This window comes from Rhodomicrobium udaipurense JA643 (assembly GCF_000636015.1).
Lineage (GTDB): Bacteria > Pseudomonadota > Alphaproteobacteria > Rhizobiales > Rhodomicrobiaceae > Rhodomicrobium > Rhodomicrobium udaipurense.
Genome location: NZ_JFZJ01000092.1, coordinates 1 through 12,931, shown reverse-complemented (window position 1 = coordinate 12,931; position 12,931 = coordinate 1). Strand labels below are relative to the sequence as shown.

General features: G+C 64.7%; 11 protein-coding genes and 1 riboswitch. Of the genes, 8 read left to right on the top strand and 3 right to left on the bottom strand.

From position 1 onward, the window contains the following. Window positions 1-105: 105 nt before the first annotated feature. Window positions 106-1,080 (bottom strand): NADPH:quinone oxidoreductase family protein, encoded by a 975-nt coding sequence (locus T281_RS12530; RefSeq protein ID WP_037239434.1) that lies wholly within the window; start codon window positions 1,078-1,080, stop codon window positions 106-108. 42 nt (window positions 1,081-1,122) lie between these two features. Between T281_RS12530 and T281_RS12525 the strand changes: the two genes are divergently transcribed. The 3 genes from T281_RS12525 to bamA all read left to right on the top strand — a co-directional run bounded on the left by T281_RS12525 (window position 1,123) and on the right by bamA (window position 4,796). Next, the gene (locus tag T281_RS12525) at window positions 1,123-1,632 is read left to right on the top strand and encodes an RNA methyltransferase (protein ID WP_081796782.1); all 510 of its coding nucleotides are present in this window, start codon (window positions 1,123-1,125) and stop codon (window positions 1,630-1,632) included. Window positions 1,633-1,687: 55 nt separating this feature from the next. Then, window positions 1,688-2,335, top strand: coding sequence for an invasion associated locus B family protein (locus T281_RS17840; protein WP_052037447.1), 648 nt, complete (start codon window positions 1,688-1,690; stop codon window positions 2,333-2,335). 121 nt (window positions 2,336-2,456) lie between these two features. Continuing rightward, window positions 2,457-4,796 carry an outer membrane protein assembly factor BamA gene (bamA, locus tag T281_RS12515; RefSeq protein WP_245269237.1) on the top strand — a complete coding sequence of 780 codons (2,340 nt, stop codon included), beginning with the start codon at window positions 2,457-2,459 and terminating at the stop codon, window positions 4,794-4,796. 13 nt (window positions 4,797-4,809) lie between these two features. Here the strand turns inward: bamA and T281_RS12510 are convergent, their stop codons facing one another. Continuing rightward, complete coding sequence (locus T281_RS12510) at window positions 4,810-5,553, bottom strand: sulfite exporter TauE/SafE family protein (RefSeq protein ID WP_037239420.1); 744 nt, start codon at window positions 5,551-5,553, stop codon at window positions 4,810-4,812. A gap of 97 nt (window positions 5,554-5,650) precedes the next feature. Between T281_RS12510 and T281_RS12505 the strand changes: the two genes are divergently transcribed. The 5 genes from T281_RS12505 to gcvPB all read left to right on the top strand — a co-directional run bounded on the left by T281_RS12505 (window position 5,651) and on the right by gcvPB (window position 11,400). After that, window positions 5,651-6,535: a LysR family transcriptional regulator gene (locus tag T281_RS12505; RefSeq protein WP_037239419.1), complete on the top strand. Its 885-nt coding sequence runs from the start codon at window positions 5,651-5,653 to the stop codon at window positions 6,533-6,535. Window positions 6,536-6,713: 178 nt separating this feature from the next. Continuing rightward, window positions 6,714-6,802: riboswitch (glycine riboswitch) on the top strand. A gap of 157 nt (window positions 6,803-6,959) precedes the next feature. After that, a complete protein-coding gene (gene gcvT / locus T281_RS12500) occupies window positions 6,960-8,114 on the top strand; it encodes a glycine cleavage system aminomethyltransferase GcvT (protein ID WP_052037446.1) in 1,155 nt (384 codons plus the stop codon). A 19-nt stretch (window positions 8,115-8,133) separates the two neighbouring features. Further along, complete coding sequence (gene gcvH, locus T281_RS12495) at window positions 8,134-8,511, top strand: glycine cleavage system protein GcvH (RefSeq protein WP_037239418.1); 378 nt, start codon at window positions 8,134-8,136, stop codon at window positions 8,509-8,511. Next, a complete protein-coding gene (gcvPA, locus tag T281_RS12490) occupies window positions 8,511-9,854 on the top strand; it encodes an aminomethyl-transferring glycine dehydrogenase subunit GcvPA (protein WP_037239416.1) in 1,344 nt (447 codons plus the stop codon). The genes gcvH and gcvPA overlap by 1 nt, the downstream gene beginning before the upstream one ends. Further along, window positions 9,847-11,400: an aminomethyl-transferring glycine dehydrogenase subunit GcvPB gene (gcvPB, locus tag T281_RS12485; protein ID WP_037239391.1), complete on the top strand. Its 1,554-nt coding sequence runs from the start codon at window positions 9,847-9,849 to the stop codon at window positions 11,398-11,400. The genes gcvPA and gcvPB overlap by 8 nt, the downstream gene beginning before the upstream one ends. 307 nt (window positions 11,401-11,707) lie before the next feature. On the opposite strand, the gene T281_RS19140 is transcribed toward gcvPB, so the two are convergent. After that, a partial coding sequence (locus T281_RS19140) for a glycosyltransferase family 4 protein (protein WP_037239389.1) occupies window positions 11,708-12,931 on the bottom strand: 1,224 nt, incomplete at its 5' end.

The window sequence follows — 12,931 nt, the reverse complement described above, 5'->3', positions numbered from 1 at the left end:
TCGCGCGCATCAACGTGCCGTAGACGAAGATATGCTTCGGCTCGGCATCCCGGCGGCTCGGCTCTCCCGTCCGGTGATCTATGTCTTCTTTCATGGCCGTTTCCCTCACGGCTTGACGACGATCTTGCCCTTGATCGTCCGCGCGTCCAGCGCCTTGATGGCGTCCTTCGTCTCGTCGAGGCTGAACACGCGGTCTATATGGGGGCGGATTTTGCCCTCCGCGCACCAGTCGAGCAGCTTCGCCATCTGCACGCGGAACGCGGCCGGGTCGGTATCCACGTGGCGGCCGAAGAACACGCCGCAAATATCGCACCCCTTCAGCAGCACGAGGTTGAGAGGAATTTTCGGGATTTCGCCCGCCGCGAAGCCGATCACGAGATAGCGCCCGCCCCAGGTAATGCCGCGCAGCGCCGGCTCGGCATATGGCCCGCCGATGCAGTCATAAATAACGTCCGGCCCCTTGCCGCCGCGAATGGCTCGCACGGCTTCTTTCACGTCAACGCCGGTGAGGTTCAGAAGATGCGCCGCACCGCGATCCGCGCACAGCTTGAGCTTTTCGTCCGATGTGCCCGCCGCGATCACCTCCGCGCCGAGCGCCGCCGCCACCTCCACCGCCGCGAGCCCCGCGCCGCCCGTCGCGCCGAGCACGAGCACCGCGTCACCCGCCCGCACGCGTCCGCGATCTTCGAGGCCGTGCAGCGCCGTGCCGTATGCGATGGGAATGGACGCCGCCGCCTCGTCCGCGATCCCGTCCGGCACCACCACCGTGCGCGCAGCCGGTGCGATGGCCTGCTCGCGACAGCCGCCATAGCCGACATAGGCGAGCACGCGCTGGCCTTGCGCGAAATCCTCGACGCCCGCGCCCGTCGCGATCACGCGCCCAACCACCTCCCCGCCGGGCGAGAACGGCAGCGTCGGCTTCGTCTGATATTTTCCCCGCGTGATGAGCGTATCGAAAAAATTAAGCGCAACCGTTGTAACTTGAATTGCGACCTCGCCCGGACCCGGTATCGCGTCGGGCAGGTCTGCCATTTCAAGTGCGTCCGGCCCTTCGAGAGACTTGCACAGCACAGCCTTCATCGCCTACCTCATCGCATGCCATTCCCCGAACGAAGCTATAGCATGCGCGGATATTTCGCCATCGGAGCCGAACGGATCTCGAAGCCGATGAACCTCGGCGCGTTGATGCGATCCGCCCACGCGTTCGGCGCGAATTTCTTTTTCACTATCGCCGCAAACGAGCAGGCTTTCGCCGCGAAATCGGATACGTCGAAGTCGGTCGATCACCTGCCGGTCTATCATTGGGCGAGCGTCGCCGAGATGACGCTGCCGCTGCGCTGCAAGCTCGTCGGCGTGGAACTGATCGAGGGAGCAATCGATCTGCCCGCGTTCAAGCATCCGCTCCAGGCGGCCTATGTGCTCGGCCCGGAACTCGGCGTGCTCTCGGACGAACTGCTCGCACGTTGCGATTACGTCATCAAAATTCCGACCGCATTCTGCATCAACGTCGGCACAGCGGGAGCCATCGTGATGTACGACCGTATGCGAAGCCTCGGCTCGTTCCCGGATCGGATGGATGCACCGTCGAGCGCTTTCAAGCCGCGCTCGGGCAAGCTTTCCGTGGACCAATGACCGGCATTCTGCTTAAGGTCGAGGCTCCAGGTCGTGTCTTAAAACGGGAATTTCCATGCGGCGCCGTCTGATCCTTCCGCTTTTGTCCGTCGCGGCCTTGTCCTCGGGCGCGGTCGCTCAACAGGTTCAGGTGCAGCAAATCCCGCAGACGCTTCCGCAAGGCCCGTCAGCCGTGCCGGACCCGACGCGCCCGGCGACGCCGCCGAAGCCGAAGCCCGCGCCCGCGCCCGCCAAAAAGCCCGCGCCCGTTCCCGTTCCCGAGGTCAAGGCGAAGCTCGTGGAAAGAGTCGGCGACTGGACCGTTTTCCTGCACGAAAGCCCCGAAGGCCGCATCTGCTTCGCCGCGAGCGCGCCGACCGACATGCAGCCGAAGACGGTGAAGCGCACGTCCGTCATTTTCTACATCACCTCGTGGCAGAAGGACGGGATCTACAACGAGGTAAGCGTTCGTCAGGGCTACGCCATGAAAGCGAATGCGCAGACGACAATCTCGCTCGGCGGTCAGTCCTTTTCGCTCTACGCGCTCGACGACAAGGCCTATGCGAGAGACCCCGCCGAGGAGCGCAAGCTGCTTTCGGCGATGGCGATGGGCGGCCCGATGACGGTCAAGGCCACCTCCGCAAGGGGCACGGCCACGACAGACCACTATTCGCTCGAAGGCGCGCCAGCGGCCGTGCAGAAGCTTCGCGAGATCTGCCCCTGAGGGGCGAACGGTGGCGGCCACGCTTGCGTCATAAAGCTGAGGCTTCCTTGGCCGCATGGCAAGTTGCAGTGCGTGCGGGGAGCTACCGTCCTCGCGTAAAATGAAAATCGCAGCCGGGCTGGTGGCTTGGCTTCTCATTCTCGGTGTGTTCGTCGCCGTGACGTCCTTTGCGAGGGAAGCGCGCGCAGCGTCGGACGGCGCGATGATCCGCACCATCAAGGTGGTCGGCGCGAGCCGGATCGAGCCGGAGACCGTGCAGCATTACCTCTCGCTCAAGCCCGGCGACCGCTACGACGCGGCGAGGGCCGACGACAGCATCAAGGCGCTGTTTGCTACGGGGCTGTTCCGCGACGCGTCGCTCACCATGCAGGGGGGTGCGCTTGTCGTGAAGGTGGCCGAAAACCCGCTCATCGCCCGCGTGGCATTTGAGGGCGCGAAGGACGTCACGTCCGACACACTGGCGAAGGAAGTGCAGCTCAAGGCCGGCGGCACCTTCTCGAAAGCGCGCGCCGAAACCGATGTGCAGCGCATCCTGACCGCCTACCACCGCCAAGGCTACTACACGGCGCAGGTCGAGGCGAAGACCATCGCCCGCGAGCACGACCGCATCGACGTGGTGTTCGAGATCACCGAAGGGCCGCAGATCAAGGTCGTCGGCATCAACTTTATCGGCAACGCCTCATTCTCCGATGCGGAGCTTCGCGGCGAGATCACTACCACCGAGTCGGGCCTCCTCGACTTCCTGCGCAATTCGTCGGTCTACGATCCCGACCGGCTCAATCTCGACCGCGAAATGTTGCGCCGCTTCTACGTGAAAAGCGGCTTCGCCGACATGCGCGTGCTTTCCGCCACCGCCGATGTCGATTCCGACAAGGTGGACGCCGAGAAGAAAGGCTTCTTCCTCACCTTCACGCTCGATGAGGGCGCGCGCTACACCTTCGGCAATCTCGACGTGGAGGCGACCGCCCACGGGCTGGACGCAAAGGCGCTTTCGGCCTCGATCAAGGGCAAGCCGGGCGACATCTATAATGCCGAACTCGTCGACAGATCGGTGGAGGCGCTGACGAAAGCCGCCGCCGAAGCTGGCGCGCCGTTCGCGCAGGTGCGCCCGCGCATAGACCGCGATCCCGTGCGACGCACCATTTCCGTAGGCTTCGTCGTGGAAGACGGCCCGCGCGCGTATGTCGAGCGCGTCGAGATCAGCGGCAACACCGCCACGAAGGACGAGGTCATCCGCCGCGAATTCCGCGTGGCCGAGGGCGATGCCTATAATAAAGTCATCGTCGAGCAGGGTCGCCTGCGCGTGATGCGCACGGGGTTCTTCAAGGATGTGAGGGTCGAAAAGCAGCCGGGCAGCGCGTCCGACCGCGTGGACCTCGCGCTGAAGGTGACGGAAGCCGAGACGGGCAACCTCTCGTTCGCGGCGGGTTATTCGTCGAGCGAGGGCATCATCGGCGAGGTGGAATATACAGAGCGCAATCTGATGGGCACGGGGCAGTATCTACAGCTGAAGCTGTCGGGCAGCCTCTCGGGCAATGGCGCGTTCAACGTGAGCTGGACGGAGCCGCGCTTCCTCGACCATAACGTATCGTTCGGCGTCGACGCGTTCGTGAAGTCGGCCGACTACACCGAAAGCGCGGGCTATACGGTCGCGGGCTACAAGGATTTCCGCGTCGGCGGCACCACGCGGTTCGGGTTCCCGATTACGGAGGAATTCTCCACCGGCGTCAACTACACGTTGATGCTCGACCGCGTTTACGGCGTGGACGACGACGCCTCGCTCGCCGTCAAGCAGATCAAGGGCACGTCGGTCATTTCGTCCATCGGCTACAACATGATCTACGACACGCGGGACAACCGGAAGAAACCCACGCGCGGCTTCTATTTCAAGGGCGTGCAGGATCTCGCGGGCGTGGGCGGCGACGTGAACTACATCCGCTCCACCAGCGAGGCGCGCGCCTATTATCCCATCTCGCAGGAAATCGTGCTCGCGGGCCGCGCGCAGGCGGGCAACATCACCGGCTGGGGCGGGCAAAGCGTGCGCGTGGTCGACGCGTTCTACAAGGGCAGCGAAACCATCGCTGGCTTCAAGAGCTTCGGCCCGCGCGACGCGACGACGGGCTACGCGCTCGGCGGCACGCAGTTCTATTCGGCGACGGCGGAACTCCGCTTCCCGATCCCGTTCCTGCCGACGGACCTCGGCCTGTCCGGCGCGGTGTTCGCGAGCGCGGGCACGATGTTCGGCACGGACGCTGCCAGTTTCGCGAAGGCCTATGCGGCGGCGAACGGCACGTCGAACACGCTCGTCACCACGAATTCGTCGAAGCTGCGCGCCTCCACCGGCTTCAGCCTCATCTGGGATTCGCCGCTCGGACCGCTGCGCGCCGACATCGCCACCGTGCTGTCGAAGGCCAACGGCGACAAGACGCAGACCTTCGGCTTCGGTTACGCGGGCTGGTGAGGGGGGTCTATGCCTAGAATAGCGGCCTGAGTGCCATTTCGCTTCCGAGAAGCAAAAGGCAAACCAGGAAGCCGCGGCGGAACGTCCGGGAGCTAATTCTGTAACGCACGATCTGGCCCGTCCACATACCGGCGAGCGCGGGCACGACGGCGAGCGCCGACAGCCCGATGTCATTCAGCTGGAATGCGCCGCGCACAGCGAGACCCGCCGCCAGCGCAAGGGTGGAAACCGTGAAGGACAATCCGAGCGCCTGCACGAGATGGTCCTTTCCCAAACCGAGCGCTTGCAGATAAGGCACGGCCGGGATGACAAACACTCCGGTTCCGCCAGTGACAATGCCCGTCGTCCCGCCGATCACGGGCGACAGCCAAGGTTCGATGCGTCGCGGAACATTGAACTGGCGGGCCAGGAGCGTGTACGCCGAATATATAACCAGCGCGACGCCAAGGAGGGAACTCGTAAGATGCGTGTCCCCGCTTGCGATCCATGACGAGCCGATCGCGGTCCCTGCAACGATCGCCAGCATCATCGGCCAAAGTCTCCAGGCGAGTCCCCCGATACCGGGCCCTGCCAGAAGCTGCCAGACATTGGTAATGAATGAGGGGACGATCAGCAGGCTTGCCGCAGCCAGCGGTGAGACGAGGGAGCCGAGTACGCCCATCGCCACGGTAGGCAGGCCCATCCCGGTGATGCCTTTAACGACACCAGCCACAAAAAACGTCGCAAGGATTGCAGCGAGAGAGTTTGCATCGAACATGGTGTCGGTTTAATTCTCCGAAGGAAAACCGCAATGCGGATTTCCCGATGGCTGACTTCGGCTGGCCCGAAGGCTGATCATGGGATATGCATGATGGATGCGGTTCGACCTGACCGATCTTCGCCTGTTTCTCGCTGTGGTGGATGCTGGCAGCATCACGCATGGGGCGCTGAACGCCGGCCTCTCTCTCCCGGCGGCAAGCGAGCGACTGCGCGATATGGAAGCGGCAGGCGAGGTAACGCTGCTGACGCGGGGCCGACGAGGCGTAACGCTAACGGAAGCCGGTGAGGCGCTCGCACACCACGCGCGTACGATCCTGCACCAGATGGCTCAGATGCGGGGCGAACTCGGCCAATACGCGCAAGGGCTGCGCGCCACCGTGCGTGTTTTCGCCAACACGGCGGCCATTACCGAATTTCTGCCCCGGCTGCTGGCGCAGTGGATGGCCGCGCATCCTCAGGCCGATGTTGAGTTGAAGGAGCGACAGAGCAGCGAAATCGCCCGAAGCGTCGCGGCGGGCTTTGCCGAACTCGGCATTCTCTCGCGTGCGGTCGAAACCGGCGATCTCATATTGCGGCCGTTTGCGATCGACCGGCTCGTGGTGGTGGCCGCCCGGGGGCACGCCTTTGCCAAAGGGCGGCCAGTCTGTTTCGCCGATCTGCTCGCCCACCGCTTCATCCGCCTTGCTGATGGCGCCTTGCAGGATCACATCGACGCTCAGGCGATCAGGCTTGGAACGACACTCAAGAGCCGTGTGGCGCTCCGCAGCTTCGATGGGATCTGCCGCATGGCTGGCGAAGGCGTGGGGATAGGCATCGTCCCCGAATCGGCCGCGCGCCGATACAGGCTGTCTTCCAAGATTGCCATCATTCGCCTTCAGGACGAATGGGCCACGCGCAGACTTTCGGTATGTGTGCGCCGCGAGTGCGATCTGACGCCGCCCGCCCGAAGTCTCTTTGAGCATCTGGCGGCAGGCGGTTAACGCCATGCCGGGCACCTTCGCACGGTGCGCTACTTGAGGTTTTTCCGAACTCACGTGCGCGAAGCTTGCGCCGCGCGGCCCGAAAGGCGCAGGCGCGGCGCGGTGGCCGCTATCAAGAACTTATTACGGGCCAGGTGGTTGACAGGCGACCAAGCGCGGGCGACTTAAGATGTGCTGACCGATGCATGCGGGAGAGACCAGCCCAGGCTGGCGCCGAAGGAGCAACCGCCCCGGAAACTCTCAGGCAAAATGGACCGCGCGCAGACAGCACTCTGGAAAGCAGTCGCCCGACAAGGCGGCTCACCGATGGGGTAAAGACCGGCCCTCCGCTTCGGCGGACGAGCTGGTGAAATCTCTCAGGTTCCGTGACAGAGGGGGCGATGACCGCGCAAGCGGAGCCCTCGAATACACGGAGACGCCAGCCATGAGCGCTGCCCCCGCCGCCACTCATCATGAAACCACGCCGCAGCTGCGGCAGACGCCACTTGCCGCGCTGCACCGCGAGCTTGGCGCGAAGCTCGTGCCCTTCGCGGGTTACGAGATGCCCGTTTCCTATGCAACCGGCATCGTGAAGGAGCACGCGCATGTGCGCGAGCGCGCGGGCTTCTTCGACGTGTCGCATATGGGGCAGGCGCGGGTCGCCGGGCCGGACTTCGCAACCGTCGCGGCCACGTTCGAGCGGCTCGTGCCCGGCGACATCGCGGGCCTGAGGCCGGGCCAGATCCGCTACACACAACTTCTCAACGACGAAGGCGGCATCATCGACGACCTGATGGCGACGCGCGAGGCGAACGGCAACGGCCTGTTCCTCGTCGTGAACGCGTCGCGCAAGGAGGTCGACTTCGCGCACATCGCCGCCCATTTGCCGCCGTCCGTGACGCTCGCGCCGCTGGCGGATCGCGCGCTCGTCGCGCTGCAAGGGCCGGACGCCGCGCGCGTGCTCAAGCGGCAAATGCCGGAAGCGGGGGGCCTTGCTTTCATGACGGCGGCTCCGCTCGATTGGCGCGGCACGGCTGTTCTCGTCTCGCGCTCCGGCTATACGGGCGAGGACGGCTTTGAAATCTCCGTGCCCGCCGATGCCGCTGAAGCCTTCGCGCGAAGCCTGCTCGCTCACCCCGAAGTCGCGCCCATCGGCCTTGGCGCGCGCGATACGCTGCGCCTCGAAGCGGGCCTGCCGCTTTATGGTCAGGACATGGACGAAACGACTTCGCCTGTGGAAGCCGCGCTTGAGTTCTCCATCGGCAAGCGGCGTCGGCGCGACGGCGGCTTCATCGGCGCTGAACGCGTGCAGCGTGAACTGGCCGAAGGTCCGGCGCGCGTCCGTGTCGGGCTTCGCCTCGAAGGCCGCTCCGCCGCTCGCACGCACATGAAGATCGCCAGCGAAACGGGCGAAACCTTGGGCGAGATCACGAGCGGCGCCTACACGCCGACCGCCGCCGCATCCATCGCTTTCGGCTATGTGCCGCCGCGCTCAAGCACCGCTGGCACGCGGGTTGCTGTTGAAATCCGGGGAGCGTTTCAGCCCGCGCTCGTCGTGGGCCTGCCCTTCGTGCCACACCGTTACGTCCGCAAAGCATAAAAACCAAAGGTCAGAAGCCATGGCGCTCATCAAATATACGGAAGACCACGAATATATCAGCGTCGAGAACGGCGTCGGCACGATCGGCATTACGGACTACGCGCAAGGCAAGCTCGGCGATGTGACTTTCGTCGAACTGCCGAAAATCGGCGAGAAAGTGAAGCAGGGCCAGCCCATCGCGGTGGTGGAGTCGGTGAAGGCGGCGAGCGACATCTACTCGCCCGTCAGCGGCGAGGTGGTCGAGATCAACGAAATTCTGAACGACAAGCCGGAACTCATCAATCAGGAGCCCGAGGCGGGCGCGTGGATCTACAAGCTCACGCTTTCCAATACAGCCGAACTCGACAAGCTCATGGATCAGGACGCTTACCTCGCCTATGCGAGCGCGGAGGGCTGATGCGCTATCTTCCCCATACGGATGCGGATCGCCGCGCCATGCTCGACACCAACGGCATCGCCGACATCGACGCGCTGTTCGCCGCCGTGCCCGAAGGCGCGCTGCGTCGCGAGTTGCCGGACCTGCCCCGCGCGCAGAGCGAAATTGCGGTGGAGCGCGCGCTGTCGCGGCTCGCGGCCCGCAACGTCCCCGCGTCGTCGGTGCCGTTTTTCGCGGGCGCGGGCGCGTACAAGCACCACATCCCGGCGACGGTCGATCACATCATCCAGCGCTCAGAGTTCATGACCGCGTACACGCCGTACCAGCCTGAAATCGCGCAGGGCACGCTGCAATATCTGTTCGAGTTTCAGAGCCAGGTCGCCGCGCTGACCGGCATGGAGGTGGCGAACGCCTCCATGTATGACGGCTCGACGGCGGCGGGCGAGGCGGTGCTGATGGCGCATCGCGTGACGCGGCGCAGCAAGGCGGTCGTCGCGGGCGGCGTGCATCCGCATTACCGTGCGGTGATCGAGACGGTTTCGCGCCTCGGCGGCTTCGCGGTCGATGCGCGAGCGGTCGATCCCGAAACGAGCTTCGACGCGGACGCCGACAAGGACACCTCCTGCATCGTCGTGCAGATGCCGGACGCCTTCGGCCGCGTGGCCGACCTCTCGGCGCTTGCGGAAAAGGCGCATGAGGCGGGCGCGCTGCTCGTCGTCGTGGTGACGGAAGCCGTGTCGTTCGGCGCGCTGAAATCGCCGGGCGCGATGGGCGCGGATATCGTCGTCGCGGAAGGCCAGAGCATCGGCAACGGCCTAAATTTCGGCGGCCCCTATCTCGGTCTCTTCGCGACGCGCAAGAAATTCGTCCGCCAGATGCCGGGGCGGCTTTGCGGCGAAACGGTCGACCATGACGGGCGGCGCGGCTTTGTACTGACGCTGTCGACGCGCGAGCAGCATATCCGCCGCGAGAAGGCGACGAGCAACATCTGCACGAATTCGGGGCTTTGCGCGCTGGCGTTCACCGCGCATCTGACGCTGCTCGGCGAGGCCGGGCTGAAGACGCTTGCGCGCATAAACCACGCGAACGCGGTGGCGCTGGCGAAGACGCTCGGAAGCGTGCCCGGCGTTGAGGTGATCACGCCTGCATTCTTCAACGAGTTCACCATTCGCACGCCGAAGCTCGGTGCGGCGGTAATCGACGCGCTCGCGGATCACGGCATCATCGGCGGCGTGCCCGCCTCGCGCCTGTGGCCGGACGAGCCGACGCTTGCAAACGCAATCGTCGTCGCGGCGACGGAAACGACAACTCCTGACGACATCGCCGCCTTCCGGGCCGCGCTCGAAGAGGTGCTCCATGGTTGAGATGCCGAAAGTGATCCTTCCCGCTGCGGAGGCGGCCGCTCCCGCGCCGACCTTCACCGGCAATCGCGCGCTCCAGATCGAGGAGCCGCTGATCTTCGAGATCGGCTCGGCGGAGACAAGCGGCGTCGATTTCGAGGAACCGGCGGAGACGGAGACGCGTCTCGGCGGCCTTGAGCGCACCGACGCCATCGGCCTGGCGGGCCTCTCCGAGCCGGAGACGATGCGTCATTACGTGCGCCTCAGTCAGAAAAACTACTCCATCGACACCGGCATTTTCCCGCTCGGCTCTTGCACGATGAAGCACAATCCGCGCCTCAACGAGAAGATGGCGCGGCTGCCGGGGTTCGCGGACATCCATCCGCTTCAGCCGGAAAAGACCGTGCAAGGCGCGCTCGCGCTGATGACGGAGCTGTCGCGCTGGCTGCTCGAATTGACCGGCATGCATGCCATCGCCCTGTCGCCAAAGGCTGGCGCGCATGGCGAGTTCTGCGGCATGGCGGCGATCAAGGCGGCGCTCGAAGCGCGCGGCGAGGCGGAAACGCGTCGCGTGGTGCTGGTGCCCGTCTCGGCGCACGGCACGAACCCGGCGACGGCGGCGCATCTCGGCTTCACGGTGCGCGCGGTCGAGGCGGAGCCGGATGGCACGGTGAGCGTTGACGCGGTACGCGCGGCGCTGGGCCCGGATGTCGCGGCGATGATGCTCACCAACCCGAACACTTGCGGGCTGTTCGAGCCGCATATCCGCGAGATCGCCGACGCGCTGCACGAGGCGGGCGTCTATCTCTATTGCGACGGTGCAAATTTCAACGCCATCGCGGGCAAGGTTCGCCCGGGCGACCTCGGCGCGGATGCGATGCACATCAACCTGCACAAGACGTTCTCGACCCCGCATGGCGGTGGCGGCCCGGGCGCGGGGCCGGTGGTGCTGTCGGAAGCGCTCGCTGCTTACGCGCCGGTGCCGTTCGTGCGCCGCGAAGGCGATGCGTTCCGGCTTGTGGAGCATGCGGACGACGCGCCGGAAGGAGCCGCGCCGTTCGGTCGTCTCGCCGCGTTCCATGGCCAGATGGGCATGTTCGTGCGCGCGCTGGCCTATATGATGAGCCACGGTGCGGACGGCATCCGGCAAGCATCCGAAGACGCCGTGCTGAACGCGAATTACGTGCGTGCGCGGCTCGCCGATGTGCTGACGCAGCCGTTCCCCGAGGGCGCGATGCACGAAGTGCTGTTCGACGACCGCTTCCTGAAGGGCACCGGCGTCTCGACGCTCGACTTCGCGAAGGCTCTGATCGACGAGGGCTTCCACCCGATGACGGTGTATTTCCCGCTCGTCGTTTCCGGCGCAATGCTGATCGAGCCGACCGAGTCTGAATCGAAGCAGAGCCTCGACCAATTCATCGATGCGGTGCGCGCACTGGCGCTCGCGGCGAAAGCGGGTGATGCGGTGCGGTTTACGGAAGCGCCACGTTTCGCCCCGCGCTCGCGACTTGATGAGACGCGCGCCGCCCGCGATCCGGTGCTGAGCTATCGCGAGAAGACGCCGGAGTGATCAGGGCGTGGAACTGGCGATAATATCGCGAAACCGCCGGTCGCAGCACCGCCTGGTGGCATGCGCCCGAATAGAAGCTGCGACGGGGGCGGCGTGTTTGCAAGCCTTCCCTCTGGCGCGGTGCCGTGCCCTTATCGCCCTTGGGGAGTGGATCGCCTTACCGGTGGCCCGGTCGGGCCTGGCCCCGCTCGCATTATAAGCTGTGCAGCCACAGCTCTGATCGCGCTCAATGGCAGACGATAATTGCCGTCCGGGCCGCGCGCGCGGCCTCATCGGATGAAACTGGCGCGATGTTTCAGAGAAGGCTTCAATCGATCATGTTGTGAACCTTATCGGATCGGGCTGTCGATGCTCGTTCGCCGGTGTGCTGTTCAACGTATGCGAGCTTTTCTGCCATCCGCCCGGCAAGCAGCCTATCTATCGCGTTGCACATGACATTCAGGAGATGCGTTGGCGCCAGCGACGAACGAAGAGCCGCTTGCGCGCGCGCTCCCTTCGCGGCGAGATCCGGGGAGGCGAGATCCTTCATCTCCCGGATCACAGCGACACAGCCCGCCACATCACCATGCGCGATATGCCAGCCAATACCTTCGCCTTCGATCAGGTCGGATACGTGGGAGGGGCGCGGGCCGAGATACAGGATCGGCCGGCCGACCGCCATCGCGCCGTAGACTTTGCAGGGATGGACGATGCCCAACATGTCTTCCCCGAGGCTGACGGCGTGAACGTCCGCCGCGCCGAGCGAATAGCGCAGGTCGCCCAGAGGCTGATAAGGGAGCGACAGACAGTTGCGAAGGCCATGCCGCTCGATTTGTGCGTTGACCTGCTTTTTCGCGGCACCGCCCCCTATGAATGCAAAGCGGATCGTGTCGTCATCCTTGAAGGCGACGGCCGCAGCAAGCAAAGTGTCGATCGGATTGGCGGGTGAGTGGTTGCCCGAATACATGACGACGAACCGCCCCTGAAGGCCGTGCTTGTCGCGGAACCAGTTGGCGGTGTGCGGCAGTGGTGCGTCCGGCTTTTCATGCGACCAAGGCGGCAGAACGAGAACCTTTTGCGGCGCTCGACCATGTTGTTTCAGGCGCGCGTCCATGAAACGGTCGAGCGCGATGGTGAGGTCCGCGTTTCGCAGGACGAACCGGTTCGCCGCTTCGAGAAGGCGATGGGCGAGAGAACCGGCGCGCAACTTTTGCATTGCGATGAGCTGGTCCGGGTTCAGATCCATCACCCAATAGACCAGTTGCGCTTGCTTTCCGAAGGAAAACAAGCTCTTGATTTTCGCGACCAGCGTCGCTGTGACGCCGATCATGGGCGGACTCGTGGAGAAGAAGATCAGCTCTGTCCGTAGCGTAAACAGGGCATGGAAGAATAGCGCCACCTGTGCCCAGACCGATCCGACTATGCGAAGAAGCATGTTCGACTTGGTGAAGATTGGCAGGCTGTAGCGGATGATCTTGACCCCATCGCGTATTTCGAAGCGTGGGAACGACTGGCGCGGATCGTCGTAGCCGCGCGACGAACAGTAAACGAT